Genomic DNA, 24,548 nt, shown 5'->3' on the forward strand with positions numbered 1-24,548 from the left:
ATGAAACGAACTTGTATTCCACCAAGATGACTTCGGGGAGAGATCCACATGTCAGTGCGTATCGAACATGATTTTCTCGGTGAAAAGGCGGTACCCGCCGAAGCCTACTACGGCATTCAGACGCTGCGGGCCACCGAAAATTTCCCGGTTACCGGAACCCCGGTTAGCCCGCATTTGATGACGGCTTTGGCCGAGATCAAGAAGGCCTCGGCATTGGCCAATATGGAAACCGGCATGCTGCCGAAAACGATCGGTTCCGCGATTGTGCAGGCTGCGGAGGAGGCGGCTGCGGGCAAGCTGTCGGCGCATTTTATCGTCGATGCCATCCAGGGCGGTGCGGGTACTTCCATCAATATGAATATGAACGAAGTGCTGGCCAACCGGGCGCTGGAGTGGCTCGGCAAGCGGAAAGGCGATTACTTCCACTGCTCGCCGAACAATCACGTCAACATGTCCCAATCGACGAACGATACGGTTCCGACGGCGATCCGCATCGCCGCTTACCGGCTCGCCGAACCGCTGCTGGCCGCTGTCGCGGCTCTCGAGGCGGGGTTTGCGCGGAAAGCGGAGGAGTTTGACGATGTTCTGAAAATGGGGCGCACCCATTTGCAGGATGCGGTTCCGATCCGGATGGGACAAGAGTTCGGCGCCTATTCCCGCGTAATCGGCAGGGACCTTGCAAGAATTACCGCGGCGGCAGCCGGATTGTTGACGGTTAATCTGGGCGCGACAGCTGTCGGCACGGGGCTCAACGCCAATCTGAAGTACAGCGAGCTGGCCGTGCGGAATTTGATTGAGCAGACAGGACTTCCTTTAACCGCGGCGGATGATTTGGTGGACGCAACTCAAAATACGGACGCCTTTACGGCGCTCTCTGCGGCGCTTAAAATTATGGCGGTAAATCTGTCTAAAATTTGCAATGATCTCAGGCTTATGGCTTCGGGACCTCGAGCCGGACTGGGAGAGATTCAATTCCCTCCCAAGCAGCCCGGCTCGTCGATTATGCCGGGCAAGGTTAATCCGGTCATGGCGGAAATGGTCAACCAGATCGCCTTTCAGGTGATCGGCAACGATCATACGATTTGCTTGGCTGCAGAAGCGGGCCAGCTTGAACTGAATGTGATGGGGCCGGTCTTGGCCCATAATTTGCTCCAATCCTTACTCATCCTGCGCAACGGGCTCAACGTTTTCCTGCGCGAGGCCGTGGAAGGCATTCAGGCGAATGAGGAAACCTGCAGATTGCACGTGGAACGAAGCTTCGGCGTCATGACGGCGCTGAATCCTCATCTCGGTTATGAAACCGCTGCCAGGCTAGTAAAGGAAGCGCTTCATTCCGGACAAACGATCAAGGAAATATGTCTGGAAAGAAATCTTTTGACCCCCGAAGAGCTAGATGTTATATTAAATCCCTTTGAAATGACAACCCCTGGAATTGCGGGCCTTGAGTATCTCGAAAACTTCGACAAGGGAGCGAAATAGGATGAGCAAAATTGGCGAGAACGAGCAGCACACATTGAAAAGATCGATGAAAAGCCGGCATATTTTCATGATTTCACTTGGCGGCGTCATCGGAACGGGACTTTTTCTAAGCACAGGCTATACGTTGAACCTGGCCGGACCGGGAGGGGCCGTGCTTGCTTACTTGGTCGGCGCGCTGATTATGTATCTAGTGATGCTTTGTCTGGGCGAATTGAGCGTGGCGATGCCGGTTACAGGTTCATTCCCGGCTTATGCGACCAAATTTATCGGGCCTGCTACGGGTTTTACTATCGGCTGGCTTTATTGGCTGACGTGGGTCGTGACGGTCGGATCGGAGTTTACGGCGGCGGGTCTGCTGATGCAGCGCTGGTTCCCTGATATCTCGGTTTGGATTTGGAGTGCGATATTCGCCGTTTTACTGTTTGCTTTAAATGCTTTATCCGTGAAATTTTTTGCAGAATCCGAGTTTTGGGTTGCCGGCTTTAAGGTCATTGTTATTATCCTTTTCATTGGGCTTGGCGGAGCGGCCATGTTTGGGCTCATTCCGATGGAAGGCAACGCCTCGGCGCCGATGTTCTCTAACCTGTTGAATCAGGGCGGGTTATTTCCAAACGGCTTCCTGCCGGTATTATTCGTCATGATATCCGTCAATTTCGCTTTCTCCGGCACCGAGCTGATCGGCGTGACCGCAGGGGAGACGGAAAATCCGGACGTCAGCATTCCGCGCTCCATCCGCACAGTCGTTTGGCGGACGATGATCTTCTTCGTCGGCGCGATTATCGTGCTGGCCGGGCTTATCCCGTGGAAGGAAGCGGGAGTTATCGAAAGTCCATTCGTTCTCGTATTTGACAAGATCGGCATTCCGTATGCGGCCGACATTATGAACTTTGTCATTTTGACCGCTTTGCTGTCGGTGGGCAATTCGGGACTGTATGCTTCGACGCGGATGCTTTGGGCGCTTTCCCAGGAAAAAATGATCAGCCCGTGGCTTGGGAAAGTGACATCGAGTGGCGTACCGTTGAATGCGCTGATCATCAGCATGCTGGTTTCCTGCCTGTCCCTGCTCTCCAGTGTGATTGCTCCTGATACCGTCTACGTCGTTCTGATCGCCATCTCCGGGTTCGCCGTCGTAGCCGTATGGATGGGCATCGTCGCTTCGCAATTTATGTTCCGCAGGCAGTTTCTTAGGGAGGGCGGCAGGCTTCAGGATTTGAAATATCGGACTCCGCTGTACCCTTATGTGCCCATTGCGGCGTTCCTGCTCTGTCTGACGTCCTGCATAGGATTGTATTTCGATCCTGCTCAGCGCATCGCTTTGTATTGCGGAGTTCCTTTCGTCGTCATGTGTTACCTTATTTATTATTTGAAAAACAAAAAATCAGCGGCGACGCCGCCTGCGCAATAAATGGAGCAGCTCTTTGGATCGGTTGGAACGCGGCCGATTCCAGCAGCGGCAATTTGTGGACTGGGAGTGATCGGAAATGACGGTAAAGGCGAGTGTAAGTGGAGGCACAAGTATTATTATTAGGCTGGAAATCGCCAAGGATGTGGTGACGTTTGGGCAGATCGCGACAGCGATCGGCGATGCCGGCGGGGATGTTATCGCGATCGATGTCGCGAAATCCGGCAAAGCGACGACGATTCGGGATATTACGGTTCACGTGAGCGATCATAAGCATTCCGACTCTATTGTAAGCGCTGTCAAAAAAATGGCAGGCATCAAAGTTTTGCATGTTTCCGACCAAACCTTTCTGATCCATCTCGGCGGGAAAATCGAAATGGTGCCGAAAATGCCGATCAAAAACCGCGAGGATTTGTCGCGCGTTTATACGCCGGGCGTGGCGCGAGTTTGCATGGCAATCCACGAGGACCCGAGAAAAGCGCATTCGCTGACAATCAAGCGCAACACGGTTGCGGTCGTTTCCGACGGCTCTGCGGTGCTCGGACTCGGCAATATCGGGCCGGAGGCGGCGATGCCGGTTATGGAAGGCAAAGCGATGCTGTTTAAGCAATTGGCCGGTGTGGACGCGTTTCCCATTTGCCTGAATACGCAGAGCACCGAAGAAATTATTCAAATTGTCAAAGCGCTCGCGCCGACGTTCGGCGGCATCAATCTGGAGGATATTTCGTCGCCGCGCTGTTTTGAAATCGAGAACCGGTTGATCGAGGAACTGGATATCCCCGTTTTCCATGATGACCAGCATGGGACGGCGGTCGTCCTGCTAGCAGGATTGCTGAACGCCGTCAAAGTGGTGAAAAAAGAGCTAGGCCGCTGCAAGGTAGTCGTATGCGGCATCGGAGCGGCGGGCATCGCCTGCACCAAAATGCTGCTGGCCGCCGGGGTAACCAACCTTATCGGCGTGGATCGGCAAGGTGCTATCGTGCGGGGGCAAAACTATGACAATCCTGCATGGCAATGGTTTGCCGAGCATACGAATCCCGAAGGCCGAAGCGGCGCTTTGAGCGAGGTAATCCGCGGCGCCGATATATTCATCGGACTGTCCGGGCCTAAGGTGCTCCGTGTGGACGATGTACAAAATATGGCTAGCGATCCGATCGTTTTCGCCATGGCGAATCCGACGCCGGAAATTCCGCCGGAAGAAGCGGAGCCGTACGTCCGCGTGATGGCGACCGGAAGGTCGGATTACCCGAATCAGATCAACAACGTGCTTTGCTTCCCGGGCTTGTTCCGCGGCGTCCTCGACTGCCGCGCCTCGCGAATTACGGAGGAGATGAAGCTGGCCGCGGCAAGCGCGATCGCTTCCGTCGTTACGGAAGAGGAGCTGAATGAGTCCTACATTATTCCAAGCGTATTTAACCAACATGTTGTGGAAAAAGTGCGGGAAGCCGTCATTGCCGCAGCCTACCAGTCGGGCGTAGCGCGCCGGAGCCTCAGCCAAGAGACCACGAACGAGGCGGCCGAAGCGCGGCTCCAGGAAGAATTTGCATGAACGAGCATTTGAAAAATGGTGCTGCCATCCTCGTCGGCTCGGCGATTATGGGCTTTGGCATCAACTATTTCAATGCAGCTAACGGGCTGGCCGAGGGTGGTATTACCGGAGCCAGCTTATTGCTGAAATATATGTTTGGCTGGGATGCAGGGGTAACCAATTTTTTGCTTAACCTCCCGCTTTTTTTTGTTGGCTGGAAGGCGCTCGGAGGGCGTTCTTTGGCTTATACCGTTTTTGCAACGTTGATGTTCTCGTTTTTTGTATACATCTTTCGGGACTTTCATTTTGTTATGAGCGATCTGCTGCTGGCTTCCTTATATGCCGGCGTGACGGTCGGCGTCGGGTTGGGCCTTGTTTTCCGGTATGGCGGGACGAGCGGCGGAACGGACATTTTGGCGCAGGTGCTCAAAAAGTATTGGGGATGGCCTGTCGGAAGAAGCGTTTTTATGTTCGACTGCGCCACTATTGTGCTGTCGCTTATTTATTTGGATCGGGAACGGGCGATGTATACGATTGTGGCCGTTTTCGTGGGCACGCGGGTGCTTGACTACGTCATGGAAGGCTCGGGAAGAGGCAAAGCGGCGATCATCATTACGAGCCATGCCGATCAAATATCAGCCCGCATCCACACGGAAATGCAGCGAGGCACGACGTTTTTCCACGGGAAAGGCGGTTACAGCGATGCCGAGAAAAAAATTATTTACTGCGTCGTCAGCCGCTCCGAAGTAGGCCGGCTCAAAAAGCTGGTCCACGATACGGACCGCTACGCCTTTGTTACCGTTCACGACGTCGTCGAAGTGTTCGGAGAGGGGTTCAACTCGCTGCGGGAAAAAGAGTGAGCGCTGTAGGCCTAGGCCTTATTTCCTTCAAATTGCTGCTGAACAGCTCCTTGTATAAATAGCCAACCATCTTATTCGGTATAATTGAATAAGAATATGATTTTATTCAATTATACAAATAAGTGAGGAAGGCGTACAATGAGGGCATCCAATTGAAGGAGGAAGCCAGCATGCCATTCGTCAGAGTCAGTTATTTGGAAAATAAATATGATGAGCCACAGCTGTCAGCCATTAGTCAGGTTATTATGTGTGCTCTTATGGAGCATTTCCATGTGCCGGAGGACGATTTTTTTCAAGTATTCCATGGGCATCGGGCAAGCGAATTTTATTATAGTCCCCATTATCTAAATATTAGGCGGACCGAAGAGTTGCTTTTTATCCAAATTACTTTGAAATCTGGAAGAAGCACGGTGCAAAAGCAGCATTTTTATAAAAGGGTAGCGCAGCGTTTGGCGAGCGAACTGGCCATTCGCGAGGAAGATGTATTCATCATGCTCGTCGGGACGGAACTGGAAGATTGGACGTTCGGCAGCGGGATCGCCCAAATGATTAACCCTCCAGAAGCGATCGCTTCAAATGTCCGGCAAACGTTCGGAGATATAGCGCCCGCTTTTGTCCAATATTCGGAGGAGCTGCTCTTCGGAGAGGTTTGGAAAAGAGAGCAGCTGTCGCTTCGGGAACGCAGCCTGCTTACGATATCTGCATTAGTGGCCGCCGGATCGACGGAGCAACTGCCCTTCCATATTCGTCTAGGGAGGCAGCATGGCTTGACGGAGGAGCAGGTCGTAGAGGCATTAACCCATCTTGCTTTTTACGCGGGCTGGCCGCGTGCCGCAGCTGCTATCCAAGCAGCGAAGCAGCTGTTTCAAGAAACGAGTTGATCCTCCCCCCCCCAAACGGGGGATTTTCTAATCGCTTGCTTCCTATTATGATAAACAAGAATACAGCATTGTTTTTTTCGGTGACACAATACGACGCATTTTGCCTCTCAAGGCATCAGCCGAGCTGCTCAGCTCCAATGGTGCCAGCCTATACTGCAGATCGCGGCAACGCCTCCACTTAGAGACGCTGCCCATCTGTGGGACACCTCAATAATCGTTAATTCATAAGCTAACCTATCTAATACGGCGGGTACTGGTCAAACAGTACGTGCCGTATTTTTATTGCCCTGTTTTCTGCTATACTAGGGGGTGGCCTGAAATAATGGGTATTGATACATAGGCATTTTCGGAGGTGTCCGCAAGTAATGGCAAGCATTAAACTTCATATTCCTCCTATTCGCAGCCCTTTAGTATTTCGGCCGAAGCTGATGAGCAAGCTGGAAGAGGGAATGAAAGCGAAGCTGACCGTCGTTTCCGCACAAGCCGGCTATGGGAAAACGACAGCCTTGAGCGGGTGGGCGAGATTATGCAGCTCGCCTGTGGCATGGGTTTCACTAGATGTGCATGACAATGATTGGATTGCCTTTTGGAGCTATGTGACAGCGTCCATTCAAGCCCGTGTTGCCGGGTTTGCTCCTTCCCTTCGAGCCTTGATAGAGAAAGGGCCATCGGTATCCGCAGAGCCTGCGATGAGCATGCTGCTGAATGAGCTTGCCGGCTTGGATAGCGAGCTTTCCATCATTCTTGACGATTTTCAATTTATTGAACTGCCGTCTATTCAGCATTCTTTCATTTATTTGCTGGAGCACTTGCCTGCCCATATTCATATATATATCGCCAGCCGCAATGAACTTCCCATTCCTACAGCAAAGCTGCGGGCAAAAGGGGAATTTCATCAAATCAAGATGCCCGATTTACGGTTTGAGCTGGAGGAAGGCTTTGTTTTTTTTCGCGATTTGACAGAGCTGCATTTAACGAAAGAACAGGTGGCGCTGCTGTGCCTTCAGACGGAGGGCTGGATCAGCGGCTTGCAGCTGGCTGCCATTTCCTTAAAGCAGAGCGGCAATATTCCGGAATCGATTGAGCAGTTTAATGGGCATCATCATCATATTTCGGACTATTTGCTGGAGGAAGTATTTAGTCAGCTGCCGATTCAATTGCGCGATTTTCTACTGGAAACGTCAATTTTACAAAGGTTGAACGCTTCTATATGCGAGGCGGTAACGGGCTGTGCCAACAGCCAGGCGCAATTGGAGAAAATCGAACGATTGAATTTATTTATTATCCCGCTTGACGAGCAGCGTGGCTGGTATCGGTATCATCATTTGCTTTCGGATTTTTTGCAGCAGCTGCTGCTGAGGGAAAAGCCGGATAAAAAGCTGCAAGCGCACATTCGTGCCGCACAATGGCTGGAGAGCCAGGGGTTTGAGCAGGGGGCAGTTGAGCATTTTCTGCAGGGCCAGCAGTATAGCGATGCCGTACGTTTAATAGAGAAAAATCTCATTGCTTTCATGCAAACGAAAAGCGTTGTATTAAATAGATGGCTGTCCGTCTTGCCGGAAAGCACCTTTGCAGATAAGCCGATGGTTGAAATGTTTTATATTTCGGTTCTGCTCGGGGTGGGGGAATGGAAAGCCGCTTTCCGCAAAATAGAGCAAGCCCGAATTCGCTTTGCTTTATTGAAAGAGCAATTAGATGAAGCGGATTGGAAGCGGGCAATGGGCAACATTTATTTCTTTTGCTCCATCGTTTCCTATTTACATAAAGACCTCAAGTTGACGTCGGAATATTTGGAGCAAATGGAGCAATACATGCCAGAGGGCAGTTTTTTTCAAACGATGGGACGCAATCGCTATCAAGGCTATGATGCTTTTGACGACCACTTGGCATTTATAAACGATCTTCATGCGGCTGGTGCATTTTTACTGAGATGGATTAAAGCATGGGAGGATAAAAAACAATACCCGTTTATCGGCTTCCTCAACGTGTCGTACAGCAAATTGCTTTATGAATGGAATCGGCTGGATGACGCTTCGTTTTATGCGAATCAAGCACTTGGACGCGGCGATATTAAGCCTTTTGCCCGAATTATGATTCAATTAGCGGTTAGCGCTTCACAAATTGAGCAGGCTAAGGGAAATAGCGAGCGGGCCGCGGAGCTGCTCATGCAGCTAAAGTCGCATATCGATTCTCCCGATGCGGTATTGTTCCATTTGCGAATTGAAGCGGAGCAAGCTCGGCTTGCTTTGCGGCAAGGCTTCATCCAAGAGGCGCAAAATTGGCTCCATCATTGCGGCATGCGGCATACGGACGAAGTATCGCTAGGCCGTGTGCCTGAGCATCTCATATTGGCCAGAGTGCTTGCTGCCTGCGGCAGGCCGGACGATGCGCTGCATTTGCTAGGGCGGCTGCTTCAGCTATTAAGCACGGAGGACCGGCTTCGCGACCGCATAAAAAGCATGATTTTGCAAAGCTTAATTTTTGAGCAAATGGGCCGGATGGATGCTGCGCTTGCACAGCTGGAGGGAGCGCTGCGGCTTGCCGAGCCGGAAGGCTACATTCGCAGCTTCATTGATGAAGGCGAACGGATGGCCTTATTGCTAATCGCTTATACACGGAATAGACATGCATATAAGAGCGTTAAAGAGCAGCGGGTGCCCGTTGTGACGCTGGATTATGTTAGGGCATTGCTTCTTGCTTTGAATGTGGAAGCAGGAGAGAAGCAGCAGGTGAAAATGATTTTAACGGAACAGGAAATGCGGGTGCTGCGGCTCATTGCTGATGGCTTGGCAAATAAGGAAATCGCCGCCAAGCTCGGCAATGCGAGCGAGACGATAAAGTGGCATATTAAGAGCATATATAGAAAGCTTGGTGTGAGCAATCGCGTCCAGGCGCTGCAGGTTGCTAGGGAATCTAATATTTTTCTGTCATAAATTGGATTTGAAAGTCTTGCCGCGGGGCAAGGCTTATTTTTTCATAGACGCCCTTGCCTTTTTGCAAAAAATAGCGTAAATTAAATTTAATTAGATTATCTAACTATAATCGTTGCCTTGCAAAAACGAGATACCAAGGCAGCCGCAAAGGCGGAGGTACGCAATGGCTAGAAAAAATAATAAGGAGCTTACGGCTGAGCAGCTGCCAAAGCTCGGAGCAAGTCCCTACCTGGAGCTCATGCAGGCTACGGCTGCACAGGACACGGACCGGAAATCGGCTTCAATCGGACTGCTTATGCTGTGGCTAGGCGATCATATTTTGGACGTCATGGATAACGACTTAGCCGAATTTGGCATTACCGAAAGCAAATTCGATCTGCTGCTGCTGCTAACGCTGCATGAAGGCCGGGAGCTTGTGACGCCATCCGCGCTTGCTGAGCGGCTTGGCATTCGCAGAGCCTCGGTAACGGCTCTGCTGGATTGGCTGGAGAAGCGCAGCTGGATTGCCCGCGAACAAAGCGCTATTGATCGCCGCATGATTCATGTGAGCATTACATCGGAGGGCCGCGACTTAGTGAGCCGAATATTGCCGGTGTTTTGGTCGACCTGTTCATCTTTGCCAATCGGGCTTGAGCCGGAAGAACAGCAGGTTTTTGACAAGGTAATGGTAAAGCTGAATGCAAGCATCGAAAAGAGACTGGGGGTGGGAAGATAATTTTTTTGTGATAATAGTTAGATAATCTAATTAAATTAGCGAACCCTTATAAAGGATCCAATCATTTTTTTGAAAGAGGTGCTGTATGTTACAAAAAGATGCTTCATCTGTCACTCTACCCGCTCGATCTGCCAACTATTCCGTTATGACCTTGATTTTGTGCTGGTCCGGTATGGCAGTTATGTCTAGTCTCTATGTTACCTTGCCGCTGCTGTCTCTATTCGCGGAGCATTTCAGCGTAACGCTGACCCAAGCTGCCGCCGCAGGCAGCATTTTTTCGCTCGGCTTTGCGATAGGCTGTCTGCTGTATGGGGCAATATCCGAAAAGTATGGCCGCAAAAAGATTATTGTTATCGGGCTGGCCGCTCTAACGGTGCTATCATTGGCGATTGGTTTAGTTGACCAATTTCCATGGCTCCTTGTGCTTAGAGGCTTGCAGGGGGCTGCGGCTGCAACCTTCTCGCCTGTGGCACTTGCATATGCTGTGGAAATGTTTCCGATAGAGAGACGGGTAACGACGATTGGTTTTATTAGCACCGGATTTCTGGTCGCGGGAATCGCTGGTCAAGTCATGAGCAGTCTAATAAGCGAGCATTATGGCTGGAATGCCGTCTTTGTGCTGCTTGCTGTTGTCTATACCGTGACAGCACTGCTCGTACAGTCGCTGCTGCCGAAGGGGAATGCGCAGCAAGCGCATGCGAGCGTTTGGGCACCGCTGCGGGAAATGGGAACCGTGTGGAAGCAGCCTTATTTGGTGCTAAGCTACATCGTCGCTTTCGTGCTGCTTATGTCCTTCGTGAGCATGTATACGGTGCTGGGCAGCTATTTAAGCGGACCGGCTTTTGGACTAGGCAAACAGGAGCTGCTTTACGTACGTGCCATAGGAGTAGTCGGCATGCTCGTTTCCCCTTTCGCAGGAGCGCTTGCGAAACGGCTTGGCGTCCGTTTGGTGCTGCGAGTCGGGCTCATGCTCGCGGTTGCGGGACTGGCATCCTTGGGGCTTGCGCGCAGCCTGCCCTTATTAATCGTAATGAGCGTCATATTTGTTGCTGGAATAGCACTCGCTGTCCCGTCACTTGTGTCGCTGATTGGGCAGTTAGGCGGGAAATCGCGGGGGATCGCCGTATCCATCTATACGTTTATTTTGTTCGCGGGAACCAGCTTTGGGCCGATGCTTTCGTTATTTTTCATGAAAATAAGCAGTTATCGCATAACGTTCTTCCTACTGGCGCTTGTGCTCGGCATCGGCTTGCTGGCGGCGTGCCTAATCCGACGTGATAATGAACAATAGTAAAAATAGATTAATTACAATATTTTCTGTGTAGAAAGACCTATTTTTATAACAAAATATTTAAAAATAGATGATTTATTCAGATTCTAATGCTCTATCAAAAATAATAGCAAATGTCTTATAATAGAATGTGAAGTAAATTATAGGAAATGAGTAGGGAGGAATCTTTTTTGCTTGAAATTTCAGCATCCTATGTCGATTCGCTTGCTCCGAATGCTGCGGCTATCAAGAACGGGCAAGGACTCGTTAAGAAAAACAGCTTTGTGCAATTAAACCGTTCCGAGGCAGGGGAGCTATTGTTTGGGCAATGCTCAGGCAGCGGCAAGTCCAACTATGAGTGCTCGGTTGACTTTGTCATCCCAGAGAAGCCGACCTTTCGCTGCACATGCCCTAGCCGCCAATTTCCTTGCAAGCATGGCTTAGGCTTATTATACGCGTACACGGATGGGTTGTCCTTTGAAGTGGCGCCAATTCCTGAAGATATTATAAGCAAACGCGAAAAAGCAGAAAAACGCGTTGAAAATAAAGCACAAAAGGAAAATAGTGATGAGCCGCCAAAACCGAAGAAGGTGAACAAGACAGCCCTGAAGAAAAAAATAGCTTCCCAGTTAGAGGGGCTTGATGTGCTGGAAAAGCTCATTCTTTCGCTCATTCGCAGCGGCCTTGGCACCATCGACAGCAAAATGCTTAAAGCTATCCAAGAGCACGTTAAGCAATTGGGCAACTATTATTTGTCGGGCGCGCAGGTTGAGCTGCGGCGGTTTGCGCTGCTGCTCGCCGATCAACGTGACCGGGAAGCGAGTTATACCGATGCGGCGGAACAACTGACCAGGCTGCATGCTTTTATCAAGAAAGGACGAGCTTATCTGCTCTCCAAGCTGGAAGATCCGGAGCTTGCGCTGGACCATACGTCAACAATTGAGGAGTGGCTGGGCCATGCCTGGCAGTTAACCGAGCTGAAGGAATTTGGCCTTGTAACAGAACAAGCAGAGCTGCTGCAGTTGGCCTTCTACAGCTATGACGATGATGCCCGACAAGAGTTTGTAGATGTCGGCTATTGGCTTGAAGCGGCTAGCGGCGAAATTCACCGCACCGTGCAATATCGCCCCCGCAAAGCGGCAAAGCATATGCGCGAGGACGACAGCTTTTTTGAAGTCGCTCAGGTGCCTTCCTTGTACAAGTATCCAGGAGATATGAATGCCCGGGTGCGGTTTGAGGAAATGGTGCCGAGAGCTGTGACAGCTGCTGATTTGGCGAACGTATCTTCCAAGGCGAACGGTACTTATGCAGAAGCGGTCAAGCGTGTAAAGAACCAGCTGAAAAACCCGCTCGGCGACAAGTCGCCAGTTATGCTGCTGCACGCCGCCAAAGTCGGAGCAACCGAAAGCGGGCAGTTTGCGCTAATAGACGAAGCGGGAGGACAGCTTGTGCTGGAGGATGCTGCAGCGCTGCCGCAAGGCACCGTATCTCTGCTGCCTTACCTGAATGACACTCAACTGAAGGACTGCTGCGTTCTGGTCATGTTTGAGCACCGGATGGACCAAGGGCGGCTTGTTGCCCAGCCGCTGACTATCATAAAGGGTGAAAATATAACCCGGCTTTTATACTAGCTTCTATTATCAATTTAGGGGGACAACCCATGAGTACAGCGTTATTGCAAGAGCTTCATCAAGAGGTAAGAAGGCTTTATATTGCCGGGAGCGACCTGGCTGCGGGAGATTTTCGTTTGAAGCGCCTTCTGCCGCAATTCGAGCAGCTAGGCGAACGCGCAGCCATTTTCAAAAAATTGGGAGAGGGCATTGCAGCGCTGCTTGAATCAGCCGAAGGCACGGGAGCATCCGTGAAGCTGCAAGAGCTGGCCGTGCTGCTAGGCTCCGTGCTGTACACGCAAGGCCATACAGCGGTGGATGGCGAGGTTTTGGATCTGGCAGGCGGAGGGGTTCCATTATCCACAAGCTACTCCTATCGCAAGCTGGCCGAGGTGCAAAAGGCGCTTTCTACGACAGGCAGCGGCCGCTACGAAATCGTGACCGATGCTTTTGCCGAAGGGCTGTTCAACGATTTGCGCCTATTTCCATTTGCGATACGTGCACTGGACGATCCCTATTCCGAAATGGCCGAATTTGCCATGGATAAAATTTTGCCCTCCTATGGCTCAGCGGTAGTTCCGTATTTAATCCAATGCTTTAACCGTTCCGGCGGCAAAAGCGATGTGCGCAAGCTGCGTGTTATTTATAAGGCAGGTGGTGCAGCGGAGCTGGAGCTCATCTTTGATGCGGCGGAGAATGGGGCAGATGAAATTAGGGTCGCTGCCATTGAATGTCTTGCCGCTCATGAGGAGTATGCCGATGCCTTAATAGGCTGGACGCTGGACAAAAAGAAGCCCATTCGTGAAGCGGCTTATGCCGCCTTGGCAGCAGGAGCTTCTGCGCAGGGCACAGAGCGTTTATTTGCGGCGTTTTCTGGAAAAGACATCGAGCTTGCGGCAGAAGCGCTCAACAGCTGGCCCTCTGAGCCGCTGACGGAAAGGCTTATTCCCCTGTTTAGGGCAGAGCTGGATCAGGCTCCAGTGAATAATAAGGATGAGAAGGCTAGCGATAAAGCGTGGGCGAAAGTCCAGCCGTTTTTGAGAGCGTTCGAATATGTGCGCATGCCCCAGCTTGAGGAGCTTTATGATCAGATTGTGCGTGAAGCGGACCGTTTCACCGCTTTAAGCTGGATCACGCTGCTGGACAAAGCAGCGCAATATTTGGAACAAACGAATTCCATGGAAGTATTAAGCCTGCTGCAGGAGCTGGATCACAAAAATCATCGTTATTTGCCGTATTCATTCCGCATGGCGAAGCGCCTTTTGCCTCCTGAGGAAGTATACATGCATTATGTGGGTTCTACTGCGAGCAAGCTGAAATCGGTCGTCACCAAAGCATCAAGCGCTCGCGAGCGCCAACTGCTCGATACGATGGAGTATATGGTAGGCAGCTATGACTACTACAATGGGGAGATAAATACTGCAGCGCCGCTGGTTGAAGCTTGGGATGCCCGCTGGCTGGACTGGCTCATCGATCGTAAACATTTGGAGCTGGTCGCTGTTTTTGCACGTCCCGGGCACAAGAGGGTAGAAGAATTTCTACTGCAGAGCCTGCAAGAGTGGAAAGAGAAGAAGAAAAGCGGTTTAAATACAATTGGCGTGCATGTTTTTAAAGGATTGGAGCATGCCGGAGTGGAAGAAACTCGGCGCCTCGAGCTGTTGATGGAGATTTTGGAGGATTCAAAGGACAAAAGCCTGTACAGCTTCTCCGTTTATCTGTTCCATTTGATGTTTCATTTCCCTAAGAGCTATGCTGACCGTTTGGAAGCTATTCTTCCTAGCTATAGATATGACTGTGCGAGACAACTGGAAGAAATTATCGGCTTATTGCGAAAATAAGGGGGCTGCCCTAACGCTGAATGTTCAACAGCCTATTTAAACTTAAAGGAGATGTACGAATGACAACAGATCAAGAACAGCTTCAGGATATGATGCGGCTGCCGGCAGAGGTTTTGTACAGTCACGAGCTGGAGGCGCTGCGCAAGGCGGACAAAGGGAAAATTCCGGCAGGCTGGCAAATGTCGCCTCGCTCGGTGCTGACGTTCATCATTGGCGGCAAAGCCGGCAAGACAATCATTACGCCTAAATATATCGGCAATACCCGCTTAATTGAGATGGCGATTGCTACGCTTGTTACGGACCGCGCCTTGCTGTTAATTGGGGAGCCGGGCACCGCCAAATCATGGCTGTCGGAAAATTTGGCAGCCGCGATCTATGGCAATTCCGGGCTCGTCGTGCAGGGAACTGCCGGAACGAGCGAGGAGCAGGTGCGTTATTCTTGGAACTATGCCATGCTGCTGGCTAATGGGCCTACGCCTGAGGCGCTTGTGAAAAGTCCGATTATGCGGGCGATGGAGGATGGCGGCATTGCCCGCTTTGAGGAAATTTCCCGCTGTGCGTCGGAGGTGCAGGATGCGCTCATTTCGATCCTTTCCGAGAAGACGATATCGGTGCCCGAGCTTGGAAAAGAGACGAGCGCCCGCAAAGGATTCTCGATTATAGCGACAGCCAATACCCGGGATCGCGGAGTGAATGAAATGTCTGCCGCGCTCAAGCGCCGGTTCAACATCATTGTGCTTCCGGCACCATCGGATCTAGAAACAGAGCTTGAAATTGTGAAAAAACGGGTCAGCGAAATTGCGGCGTCCTATGAGCTGGAGGCTTCCCTTCCAGCAGACGAGGCGCTGCTCAAGGTGGTTACGATATTCCGCGAGCTGCGCAGCGGCATGACGCTCGACAAGAAAGAGAAGCTGAAATCGCCAGCAGGTGTCATCTCGACTGCGGAAGCGATCTCTCTGCTGACCAACAGCATGGCGCTGGCCGCAAGCTTCGGCAGCGGGGAGCTGACAGATAGCGATTTGGCTGCCGGTCTGCAGGGCGCCATTGTCAAGGATGATGTTAAGGACAAGCTCGTCTGGAAGGAATATTTGGACAACGTCATGAAGAAGCGGGGAGCGGAGTGGCGGAATTTGTATCAAGCGTGCAAGGAGATGAACGAGTGAATGTAAATGCTGACGATCAGGTGTTTATTTTCGGAGTGCGCCATTTGTCTCCTGGCGGGGCGAAGCAGCTGCTTGAGTACCTGAATGAGCGTGAGCCGACGGCGGTGCTTATTGAAGGCCCCTCGGATGCGACTGGCGAGATCAAGCACTTGACACATGCCGCTACTGAACTGCCCGCAGCCATATTAGCCTTTACCGAAGAGCTTCCCGTGCGTACGGTGTTATGGCCCTTCGCTGTATATTCGCCGGAGTTTCAGGCGATGAAATGGGCCAAGGAGCATGGCGCATCCGCGGCATTTATTGACCTTCCTTCTTCCGTGACGTTAGCGCTGCAGGATGCACTCCGGTCAAAGGGAAAGGAGCCTTCTGCTGTACCTGAAGGGGAGGAGAAACGCTCCATTTACAGCCGGATTGCCGAGCTTGCGGGTGAGAGCGATTATGATATGTATTGGGAGCGCAGCTTTGAGCATAATGCCAATCCCGGCGCATACCGGGAAGCCATTCTCGCTTTTTCGGCGGAGATGCGCGAGCTTGGCGAGGCGAAGGAGCAGCGCGAGCACCCGGCTGAGCATGCCTATAATGCATTACGGGAGTCTTATATGCGGCGGCAAATCCAGCAAACGATTGCGGCAGGTCATGACCCCCAGCGAATCGTGGTCGTCTGCGGCGCCTATCATGCTGCTGCACTAGCGGATTTGACAGCGGCGATGAGCGATGAAGAGGCAGCGGGACTGCCATCCCGCAGCACCAAGCATACGTTAATGCCTTACTCTTATTATAAGCTGTCGACGATGTCGGGTTATGGTGCCGGAAATGATGCGCCCCACTATTTCCAAATGATGTGGGAGGCGATGGAGGGCGGAATGCTGGAGCAGCTTCCACACCGTTATCTCGCCTCGGTTGCCAGACTTGTAAGGAGCGGGGGCACTCACCGCTCTACCGCCGAGGTGATTGAAGCTGTACGCATGGCAGAGTCGCTCGCTGCACTGCATGACGGCAGTGCGCCTACTTTGCGCGATCTTCATGATGCTGCTCAAACGCTGCTCGGGCATGGGGAGTTATCTGCTGTCGCTGAGGCGCTGGCAAGAGTTGACGTGGGAACGGCGATAGGCCGCTTGGCAGAGGGAGTGAGCCAAACCCCTATTCAAGACGATTTGAACCGGCAGTTAAAAAGATTAAAGCTGGAGAAGTACAAGACGACGGTCGCCAGCACCCTAACGCTTGATCTCAGAGAAAACCGCAGGGTCGCTTCAGTGGAAGCTGCCTTTTTGGACTTAAACCGTTCCATCTTATGCCACCGATTGCTATTGCTTGGCATATCTTTTGTGAAGAGTCAGCCAAGCGGTCAGGAAGGAGCAACCTGGGCGGAAAATTGGCTCATCCAGTGGTCGCCGGAAGCTGAAATTCAAGTTGTGGAAGCGACGCTGCTCGGGGAAACGATTGAAGTAGCGTGTGCTTATGTGCTTCGTGAGAAGCTTCTTGCCTGCCGCTCTATTGAAGAAGCTTCGGCGCTCATTCATGTTTCCTGCTGCTGTGGAATGACCTCGCAGATGGAGGAGGGCAGCAGAGTGCTGCAGACGCTGGCTGCCGACAGCCGCGATGTCGTGCAAATTGCAGCGGCGGCACGGGGATTATCGATGATTATTGGCTATGGCGATATTCGCAAGGTAGATACACAGCCGCTTATTCCGCTGCTGGAGCAGCTGTTCCACCGCGGCTCCTTATATTTGCTGGATGGTGCGGGCTGCAATGATGAAGCGGCAGGCAGCATGATTACGGCGATAAACGAGCTCAACCGCATTTCGCAGGATCATAGTGAAATCATTGACGACAAGCAGTGGGTGCAAGAGCTGCTGCATTTATCGGAGCGGGATGACCGAAATCCCAAATTATCCGGCTTCGCCTGTGCTATTTTGATGGAACGGGGTGCGATTACGGCGGAGCAGTGTGCTGCAGAAGTTTCCCGGCGTCTTTCCCCAGGCATTACGGCTGATCTTGGTGCAGGCTGGTTTGAAGGGCTATCGATGCGCAATCGCTACAGCCTGCTCTCACGGACAAGCTTGTGGGAACAGCTGAACCATTACATTAATTCGCTGCAGGACGATGAGTTTAAGCGGGCGCTTGTCTTTTTACGGAGAGCGTTCAGCTCCTTCTCTTCAAGGGAGAAGACGATGATCGGCGAGCTGCTGGGCGAGCTGTGGGGAGTAAGCGGGGAGCAGGCCGCAGAAATTATAACAGGTGAGCTAATGGAGGAAGAGATAAAAATGCTGGACGATCTGAATGATTTTGACTTTGAGGATCTTTAACATATGGAGGAAAATCGGAAAGAAAATACAGTATCGCGCTGGCGGCTGATTTTGGGACAAGAAGCGGAAAGCCAATTGGCTAGCTGTAACGAAGACGGACGGCTTGCTCTTACGGAAGAGGAGCTTATTATGGATGCGGCGCTGGCAGCCATTTATGATGAAAGCGGTGCGGCCGGCAGTACGAAGGGCGGCTCAGGCACTGGAGCTGGAAGAGGGTCAAGTACAGGCCACGGATCGCTTAACCTGTCCAAGTGGCTCGGCGACGTGAGATCGTTTTTTCCAGAGGATGTCGTATCTATCATTCAAAATGATGCGATGGAACGCAAAGGCTGGAAGCAGCTGCTGTTCGAGCCGGAACTGCTCGCCTCCGTAAAGCCGGATATTCAGCTCGTGGGCACGCTGCTGTCGCTTAAGGGGAAAATTCCTGAGAAAACGAAAGATACGGCGCGCCTGCTTGTGAAAGCGGTAGTAGATGAACTGGTGAAGCTGCTGGAAACCGATATTCGCCGCGCGGTGACGGGAGCGCTCAACAAGAGGCAGCATTCGCCGCTGCCGTCCCTGAGCGGTCTCGACTGGAAGCGGACCATTCAGCGGAATTTGAAGCATTATGATACGGAGCGGCGGGTAATCATACCTGAGAAATTTTATTATTTTGACAGGGCGCAGCGAAGCAGGGAATGGACGGTCATTATCGACATTGATCAGAGCGGCTCTATGGCCGATTCGATTATTTGGGCTTCGGTTGTCGGCTCGATCTTTGCCAGCATCCCAGCCCTAAATACAAGAGTAGTCGTATTCGACACAGAGGTTGTGGATTTGACCGAGCAATGTGCCAACGATCCCGTGGATATGCTGTTCGGCATTCAGCTTGGCGGCGGGACGGATATTCATAAGTCGGTCAAATATTGTGAGCAATTTATTGAAGAGCCGAAGAAAACGCTGTTCATTATTGTCTCCGATCTTTATGAAGGCGGCAATCAATCCGGGCTTATTCGCCGAATGCGTGAAATGCGGGAATCGGGTGTGCGTACGATGTGCCTGCTCGCTTTGTCGGACAAGGGCAAGCCATTTTACGACGAGGGACTTGCGAAACAGCTGTCACGCGACGGCACGCCGTGCTTTGCCTGTACGCCCGCCTTGCTCCCAGACCTTGTGGAAGGCGCACTGAAAGGACAGGATTTGGCAGAGCTATCGAAGCGGATTGGGACTTTGTAAGGCTGAAGCGGCAGCCTATAGCCTATATGTTTCTGTAAATGGGGATTTAAATCTACTAAAGTTTATAGTCGTATTATGTATATAAAAGTTGGCCCATTTCTTTCTTTTTTAATGAAAGAAATGGGCCAAATATTGATGATCGAAAGGTTGCGTTTTCCATGAAACAATCAATTGCTGCTCTGTTAGTTTCTTGCCTATTATTCTTATCATCCAGTGCAAGCGTTTCGGCAGAAAAGTGGAGCAAGTTGCCAGCTCCTCAATGGACACAAGGGACTGGCTCTGATTATCTGGAAGTAAAGAAGGACATTCATGTGTTGCCCAACAAAAAAACAGTTTATATGCATATGCAAGATGAAAAAGTTTATACCAAAGCATGGCCTTATGATACTCTGAAGGCTGTTGATTTAGACACAGGGAAAATTAAATGGACATATCATTTTTATAAAGCGGGCATTGGTTATTTTAATACAGATAATTCTTTTTTATACGCTCCCAATGGAACGGTGTACGCCTACTTTGAATGGGAAAATGTTCTCTTTTCAATTCATGCAAGCGGCAAAGAAAATTGGATGATTCGACTTCCAGATCAAGGAAAAATGCACTTAATGAAAGATGGCACATTGCTGCATGTCGTTTCTACTTCATCTAAAGCTGGAGAGGAAACAAGTACGGTGTATGGATATAATAAGGAAGGTAAACAATTGTTTAAAAAATTAATTAAAGGGACTGTTGCAAAAGTATCAGATACTTTAATTATAGTAGAAAATCATTCGGCATCCTTTACAGATTTTAAAGCGGATATCTACAATTCTTCGATGAACAGAGTTTTTCGTTATAACTTTCCGCAAGGCTCTTATACAGATCTAAGCTATTCTCTGCTGTTATCTAATGGGAATATTATTTTTAGGGCTAATTTGAACAAAACAGGCAATCGTCTCATAGCCCTTTCATCAAAAGGCAAGGTGTTGTGGGGACGTGATATTCCAGGAAACTCAGAGATCATTGCAGCCGGAGACAATTATATGGTTTACTTAAATAAAACGGTCTCATTGTATAATACAAAGGGACTTGTAGCAAAGCAAACATTTAGTAATTTGAATACTGAAATTCCGATATATCCATTAGCAGAAATTACAGGAGACGATAATATATTATTAAATCTTAGAACAGCTCAATATGTTCTTGATCAGAAAAAATTATCTGTACTTCAAGAGTTCGTACTAAATGATACTGATGCTGAGATCATTTATTATAATGACAATACTGTATTTTCTCACTTGAAAAAAGCAAATAAAATAGCTAAATATAAATTGAAATAGAATCTACACGGAAAGGGCACTCCGTGTCTTTTTTATTTTTTCAATACATCGAATATGGTATGATAACGGTCACGAGTCAGAGCGACTAGAAGATAAGCTTTCAGACAAAAAGGAGATCAAAATCATGTCTAGCATTATAGCGAAACCATTTGATAAAGAAATGCAGAACACACTCGGCGAGATTACGACGACCTATCATGCAAGCGAATTGAGCCAGAAGGACCAAGCGGAGCTGCCGGAAAACATTTATATAATTGAAACAGACGAGACGATGGTCGGATACGGCGTCATCTGGGAATATGCGAGCGGCAAGCAGCTGATCGAAAAAGCGGAAAAAGATTATTTTAGCGATGACGAAAAATATTTGGAAAAAGACTTTTATATCGACATTAAAAATAAAAAGGATTTTGTTTTTATCGAAGCGCTCGATGTGCTAAAGGAATATGAAGGCAAAGGCCATGCGGCTTCCTTTATCAACTGGCTTAAAGCGAAATATCCGAAAAAGAGAATGTATGTGTACACGCTGGATAAATCACGGAACTTCTGGTATAAACAAAACTTTGAAGTGCTCGGCACGACAGCCTGGATGACCTATAACTAGCCGATGAACATTGAATTTGAAAATCATACGATATCGTTTCATGTTCAATATGGCAATCGGGAAAAGAAAATCTCCATTCAGATCGAGCCTTCAGGCTTCATCACGGTTAAAGCGCCGAAGGCGGCAAGTGAAGAGGTCATTAAACGGGCCGTCGGGCAGCATGGCAAATGGATTTTGGAGCAGACGCGGTATCTTGGGGAGGCTAATAAAGCGCCCCAAACGAAGCAATACCAAGATAAAGAAAAATTTCTCTACCTTGGCAAAGAGCATTTGCTGCATGAATTAATCGAGACAAACGGTTTAACAGAGGAGGAGCTGCGAAAAAACCTCAAAAAGTTTTATTTTTCAAGCTGCAAAAAAATAATTGGCGAACGTCTGCCTATTTATCAGGCGCAGCTGAAGGTAAAGCCCAAAACGGTTGAAATCGTAGAGTCCACGACGAAGTGGGGAAGCTGCAGCGCAACTAAGCATTTGACCTTCAATTATCGTCTGGCGATGGCGCCAATTGATGTCATTGATTACGTCATTATTCATGAGCTTTGCCATCTATTCCATATGAATCATGATCGTTCCTTTTGGCGGCGCGTAGGCAGCATTATGCCGGATTATAAAGAAAAGGAACAGTATTTGGCCAAATACGGAAGCTTCATGACGCTCTAATTTAGTAGGAGAAAAGAACGCCATATTGTTTGAAAAAGCCCATAATCGCAGCCTTGTCCATCCGCGAGTCCGGCAGGTCCTCTGGATAATAAACGCCGGGGGCGAGCGGTTCATTTTCAGGCATCAACAGCAATTTCTCGGCTTGGACAGCAGCTCCCAAAGCGGTAAGGTGAGTCTGGCCAAGCGGGTCCGAAATGGCGATTCGCCGCTCTACCAGGCGTCCATTAGGGTCGTGTCCCTTTAGGTGAATAAGCACATGATGGGCGCTGCCGGTACCTGGATTGTAGAGCAGACGCTGTCTGAACGAGCGGAACCTTTTTCCACTGATCATCTTCCATATGCGGCTGTTAACGAGTCCCACAAGCAGAGAGGTGGATGCTTTGCTGTCGAAGGAGATGCGGAAGCTGGCTGTATGAATATGGCTTGCCTTAAGCAGTGTCACATGATCAGGGGTGTCCAGCCGATAGCATTTTGCCTTGTAGCCATTGGGAAACTGGACCTTCACCGGATCGGTCATCGGATGGACAAGCCGGTTTCTCCCCGCTTCCGTAATATGAAAGGGGATGGTCATCCGATCCATGTATGCGGTAGAATCCGGGCCTGCTTTATCCTGCAGGGAGTAGAGGGCATGGATATCGACAGCTACGTTGTCAAGCGAATCGGCATGCAGCATAGCGAATAGCGAGGCCGTTCCTGCCATCCAGCCCGAAGACAGCACGACAGGAGCGTGGAGCTCCACATTTCTCAATTTAGCAGAAGCCTGCTCGAATAGCTCCGTCCAGCGCGTCACGTCGATAAACGGGATTTTTCTTCTCACGGCAGCAAGAAGCAGCTTATCCTGCAAATCGTTGACTGCGCTAATGATGAGCGAAATATGCTCGCCTGCATGCTGGAGCGGATCTTCCGCATTCGTATCTACAACGGCAGTATGTACGCGTTGAGACTCGAAGGCTTTCGCTTTCTCCGGTGACCTTCCTCCCAATACTATTTCCAAATTCGCATGCCGCTCAAGTAAAATGTGGGCGATCTGCCTGCCAACTTCTCCATATCCCCCAACGATAAGAACCTTGTTTCTATTCATAAAATGAACCTCCGATTAAATGTTTATATGTTTAAGTTATTCAACCTATAGCCGTTTGAAAAAGGAATGGCAGCAAGCTAGCCTCATATTGGCACTAGCATTGGCATTCCTCTTCTACGAATTGGACAAGCTGTTTCATAAGCGCAATCGCATCATTGATTTCAAGCCGATAATACATTTCGGTTCCTTTTTTCTGAACGGTAAGCAGCCCTGCCTGGCGCAATATTTTTAGATGATGGGAAACGGTAGGCCGCGACATCGGAATATGCTCAGCAATTTGCGTTACATTCATACTGTCTTTATCGATTAGCAGCGATATAATTTGCTGGCGAACAGGGTCCCCCAAGCCTTGAAAATAAGGGCTTAAACTTTCAAAAATGTGAATCGCTTTCTGATTGCCGATAAATTCGCTCATGGCTCCACTCCTCCGCTATTTGGTTTAATTGTTTAAACATATCGCCAAGTATAATTCATTTCAGACAAAAATTCAAATCAACACAAAATGTCACAAAAACCAGCCTCTCCTCGTTATATGGGCAAATGGATTGCAGGAGACAAGGTGCTTGCTTAATAAAGCGTGTGGACGCCAAATGGTGCGCTTGATATGATCGATACAAGTGATACAAGTAGTGTAGGCAAGCAAAGATGGGGGCATGCGAAGTGACGGAGCTTTATGAACGGTACAAAAATCTTTTATTCCAGCTGGCGTATCAGCTAACCGGTTCGGTATGTGACGCGGAGGACGCAGTTCAGGATGTATTCATCAAGCTTCAGCGAGTGGACCCGGCGCGGCTGCAGGAGCCAAAGGCGTATTTATGCAAAATGATGACGAATCATTGCTATGACCTGCTCAAATCTGCGCGCAAACGCCGGGAGCAGTATATTGGGCCATGGCTGCCCGAGCCGCTGCAAATGAACGCTGAGGATGTATTTGAAGCCATCATCCGCGGTGAACTGCTATCTTATGCGATGCTTGCATTGTTAGAGCGTCTATCTCCGGCCGAGCGGGCGGTATTTGTGCTCAGAGAAGCGCTCTCGTTCGATTATGCCGCTATAGCGGAAATTACGGGCAAAAGTGAAATGAACTGCCGCAAGCTGCTTAGCCGGGCCCGGGGAAAAATGGGCGTTTCGGAGCAGGAGCTTGCGGGGGCAGGCGCAGTTAGCGACGAGTGGGCGCAGCAATTTCTCGCAGCTTTGTCCGAGGGTAAGGTCGATACGGTGCTGTCTATGCTTGCTGAAGACGCCATGCTGCTATCCGATGGAGGAGGCAAGGTGAGTGCCGCTATTCGTCCGATCCAGACGAGCGAGCATGTGGCGCGTTTCCTGCTGGGCATCATTCGCAAGGCAGGCGAAGGAGAGGACGATCGCTTCAGCATCGAAATCAAGCAGCTGAACGGCCAGACCACCATCATGTTCAGGCAGCAAGCGCGCATAACCTCCGCCGTATTCCTCCATATGAAAAATGGGCTGCTGCAAAATATTTATATTATCCGCAATCCGGATAAGCTGGAGCGAATGAATCAGCAGGCCTTATAGTGAACAAATAAAGAGATGGGGAGCAGCCGCTTCCCGTCTCTTTATTTGTTCAGGCACGTGGCTTGCCGAGATGGGAAAGCTCATTACCAGCTAGCGGTATACTTTATACCGAACAAAATATGGAAGCCTTTTACATTGACAGCATACACTG

General features: G+C 50.1%; 19 protein-coding genes. 17 read left to right on the forward strand and 2 right to left on the reverse strand.

The window, feature by feature from the left end:
* Positions 1-48 precede the first annotated feature (48 nt).
* From aspA to AC50Y5_RS01725, 16 genes are all read left to right on the forward strand, one after another.
* Positions 49-1,479 (forward strand): aspartate ammonia-lyase, encoded by a 1,431-nt coding sequence (aspA, locus tag AC50Y5_RS01650; protein ID WP_056030100.1) that lies wholly within the window; start codon positions 49-51, stop codon positions 1,477-1,479.
* Between the two features lies 1 nt (position 1,480).
* Positions 1,481-2,884: an amino acid permease gene (locus tag AC50Y5_RS01655; RefSeq protein ID WP_056030097.1), complete on the forward strand. Its 1,404-nt coding sequence runs from the start codon at positions 1,481-1,483 to the stop codon at positions 2,882-2,884.
* Between the two features lie 76 nt (positions 2,885-2,960).
* Positions 2,961-4,430: an NAD-dependent malic enzyme gene (locus AC50Y5_RS01660; RefSeq protein ID WP_494858005.1), complete on the forward strand. Its 1,470-nt coding sequence runs from the start codon at positions 2,961-2,963 to the stop codon at positions 4,428-4,430.
* Positions 4,427-5,269 carry a YitT family protein gene (locus tag AC50Y5_RS01665; RefSeq protein WP_056030091.1) on the forward strand — a complete coding sequence of 281 codons (843 nt, stop codon included), beginning with the start codon at positions 4,427-4,429 and terminating at the stop codon, positions 5,267-5,269. Before AC50Y5_RS01660 ends, AC50Y5_RS01665 begins: the two co-directional genes overlap by 4 nt.
* A gap of 170 nt (positions 5,270-5,439) precedes the next feature.
* Positions 5,440-6,150 (forward strand): tautomerase family protein, encoded by a 711-nt coding sequence (locus AC50Y5_RS01670; protein WP_494858007.1) that lies wholly within the window; start codon positions 5,440-5,442, stop codon positions 6,148-6,150.
* A 365-nt stretch (positions 6,151-6,515) separates the two neighbouring features.
* Positions 6,516-9,083, forward strand: a complete 2,568-nt coding sequence (locus AC50Y5_RS01675) for a winged helix-turn-helix domain-containing protein (RefSeq protein WP_494858009.1) — start codon at positions 6,516-6,518, stop codon at positions 9,081-9,083.
* 163 nt (positions 9,084-9,246) lie between these two features.
* Positions 9,247-9,798 carry a MarR family winged helix-turn-helix transcriptional regulator gene (locus tag AC50Y5_RS01680; protein WP_056030086.1) on the forward strand — a complete coding sequence of 184 codons (552 nt, stop codon included), beginning with the start codon at positions 9,247-9,249 and terminating at the stop codon, positions 9,796-9,798.
* Positions 9,799-9,883: 85 nt separating this feature from the next.
* Positions 9,884-11,089 (forward strand): MFS transporter, encoded by a 1,206-nt coding sequence (locus AC50Y5_RS01685; protein WP_494858011.1) that lies wholly within the window; start codon positions 9,884-9,886, stop codon positions 11,087-11,089.
* Between the two features lie 170 nt (positions 11,090-11,259).
* The gene (locus tag AC50Y5_RS01690) at positions 11,260-12,699 is read left to right on the forward strand and encodes an SWIM zinc finger family protein (protein WP_494858013.1); all 1,440 of its coding nucleotides are present in this window, start codon (positions 11,260-11,262) and stop codon (positions 12,697-12,699) included.
* Positions 12,700-12,728: 29 nt separating this feature from the next.
* Positions 12,729-14,516 carry a HEAT repeat domain-containing protein gene (locus tag AC50Y5_RS01695; protein WP_494858015.1) on the forward strand — a complete coding sequence of 596 codons (1,788 nt, stop codon included), beginning with the start codon at positions 12,729-12,731 and terminating at the stop codon, positions 14,514-14,516.
* Positions 14,517-14,575: 59 nt separating this feature from the next.
* Positions 14,576-15,679 (forward strand): ATP-binding protein, encoded by a 1,104-nt coding sequence (locus tag AC50Y5_RS01700; RefSeq protein ID WP_494858017.1) that lies wholly within the window; start codon positions 14,576-14,578, stop codon positions 15,677-15,679.
* A complete protein-coding gene (locus AC50Y5_RS01705; protein ID WP_494858019.1) occupies positions 15,676-17,985 on the forward strand; it encodes a DUF5682 family protein in 2,310 nt (769 codons plus the stop codon). The genes AC50Y5_RS01700 and AC50Y5_RS01705 overlap by 4 nt, the downstream gene beginning before the upstream one ends.
* A 3-nt stretch (positions 17,986-17,988) precedes the next feature.
* Positions 17,989-19,200: a VWA domain-containing protein gene (locus tag AC50Y5_RS01710; protein WP_494858021.1), complete on the forward strand. Its 1,212-nt coding sequence runs from the start codon at positions 17,989-17,991 to the stop codon at positions 19,198-19,200.
* A gap of 158 nt (positions 19,201-19,358) precedes the next feature.
* Positions 19,359-20,519 (forward strand): PQQ-binding-like beta-propeller repeat protein, encoded by a 1,161-nt coding sequence (locus tag AC50Y5_RS01715; RefSeq protein ID WP_155972769.1) that lies wholly within the window; start codon positions 19,359-19,361, stop codon positions 20,517-20,519.
* A 124-nt stretch (positions 20,520-20,643) separates the two neighbouring features.
* Complete coding sequence (locus AC50Y5_RS01720) at positions 20,644-21,120, forward strand: GNAT family N-acetyltransferase (RefSeq protein ID WP_056030063.1); 477 nt, start codon at positions 20,644-20,646, stop codon at positions 21,118-21,120.
* A gap of 3 nt (positions 21,121-21,123) precedes the next feature.
* A complete protein-coding gene (locus AC50Y5_RS01725; protein WP_494858024.1) occupies positions 21,124-21,780 on the forward strand; it encodes a M48 family metallopeptidase in 657 nt (218 codons plus the stop codon).
* A 1-nt stretch (position 21,781) separates the two neighbouring features.
* Here AC50Y5_RS01725 and AC50Y5_RS01730 read toward each other — a convergent pair whose 3' ends face one another.
* Positions 21,782-22,861 carry a saccharopine dehydrogenase family protein gene (locus AC50Y5_RS01730; RefSeq protein ID WP_494858026.1) on the reverse strand — a complete coding sequence of 360 codons (1,080 nt, stop codon included), beginning with the start codon at positions 22,859-22,861 and terminating at the stop codon, positions 21,782-21,784.
* Between the two features lie 94 nt (positions 22,862-22,955).
* Positions 22,956-23,276: an ArsR/SmtB family transcription factor gene (locus tag AC50Y5_RS01735; protein ID WP_056030054.1), complete on the reverse strand. Its 321-nt coding sequence runs from the start codon at positions 23,274-23,276 to the stop codon at positions 22,956-22,958.
* 245 nt (positions 23,277-23,521) lie between these two features.
* Here AC50Y5_RS01735 and AC50Y5_RS01740 point away from each other — a divergent pair, with 245 nt between their 5' ends.
* The gene (locus AC50Y5_RS01740; RefSeq protein ID WP_494858029.1) at positions 23,522-24,397 is read left to right on the forward strand and encodes an RNA polymerase sigma-70 factor; all 876 of its coding nucleotides are present in this window, start codon (positions 23,522-23,524) and stop codon (positions 24,395-24,397) included.
* Positions 24,398-24,548: the final 151 nt, after the last annotated feature.

The sequence above is a fragment of the Paenibacillus sp. JT22N7 genome, from assembly GCF_059383875.1.

Coding starts and splice junctions, on each gene's coding strand:
- aspA (WP_056030100.1), top strand. CDS start 49: ATGTCAGTGCGTATCGAACATGATTTTCTCGGTGAAAAGGCGGTACCC.
- AC50Y5_RS01655 (WP_056030097.1), top strand. CDS start 1,481: ATGAGCAAAATTGGCGAGAACGAGCAGCACACATTGAAAAGATCGATG.
- AC50Y5_RS01660 (WP_494858005.1), top strand. CDS start 2,961: ATGACGGTAAAGGCGAGTGTAAGTGGAGGCACAAGTATTATTATTAGG.
- AC50Y5_RS01665 (WP_056030091.1), top strand. CDS start 4,427: ATGAACGAGCATTTGAAAAATGGTGCTGCCATCCTCGTCGGCTCGGCG.
- AC50Y5_RS01670 (WP_494858007.1), top strand. CDS start 5,440: ATGCCATTCGTCAGAGTCAGTTATTTGGAAAATAAATATGATGAGCCA.
- AC50Y5_RS01675 (WP_494858009.1), top strand. CDS start 6,516: ATGGCAAGCATTAAACTTCATATTCCTCCTATTCGCAGCCCTTTAGTA.
- AC50Y5_RS01680 (WP_056030086.1), top strand. CDS start 9,247: ATGGCTAGAAAAAATAATAAGGAGCTTACGGCTGAGCAGCTGCCAAAG.
- AC50Y5_RS01685 (WP_494858011.1), top strand. CDS start 9,884: ATGTTACAAAAAGATGCTTCATCTGTCACTCTACCCGCTCGATCTGCC.
- AC50Y5_RS01695 (WP_494858015.1), top strand. CDS start 12,729: ATGAGTACAGCGTTATTGCAAGAGCTTCATCAAGAGGTAAGAAGGCTT.
- AC50Y5_RS01700 (WP_494858017.1), top strand. CDS start 14,576: ATGACAACAGATCAAGAACAGCTTCAGGATATGATGCGGCTGCCGGCA.
- AC50Y5_RS01710 (WP_494858021.1), top strand. CDS start 17,989: ATGGAGGAAAATCGGAAAGAAAATACAGTATCGCGCTGGCGGCTGATT.
- AC50Y5_RS01715 (WP_155972769.1), top strand. CDS start 19,359: ATGAAACAATCAATTGCTGCTCTGTTAGTTTCTTGCCTATTATTCTTA.
- AC50Y5_RS01720 (WP_056030063.1), top strand. CDS start 20,644: ATGTCTAGCATTATAGCGAAACCATTTGATAAAGAAATGCAGAACACA.
- AC50Y5_RS01725 (WP_494858024.1), top strand. CDS start 21,124: ATGAACATTGAATTTGAAAATCATACGATATCGTTTCATGTTCAATAT.
- AC50Y5_RS01730 (WP_494858026.1), bottom strand. CDS start 22,861: ATGAATAGAAACAAGGTTCTTATCGTTGGGGGATATGGAGAAGTTGGC.
- AC50Y5_RS01735 (WP_056030054.1), bottom strand. CDS start 23,276: ATGAGCGAATTTATCGGCAATCAGAAAGCGATTCACATTTTTGAAAGT.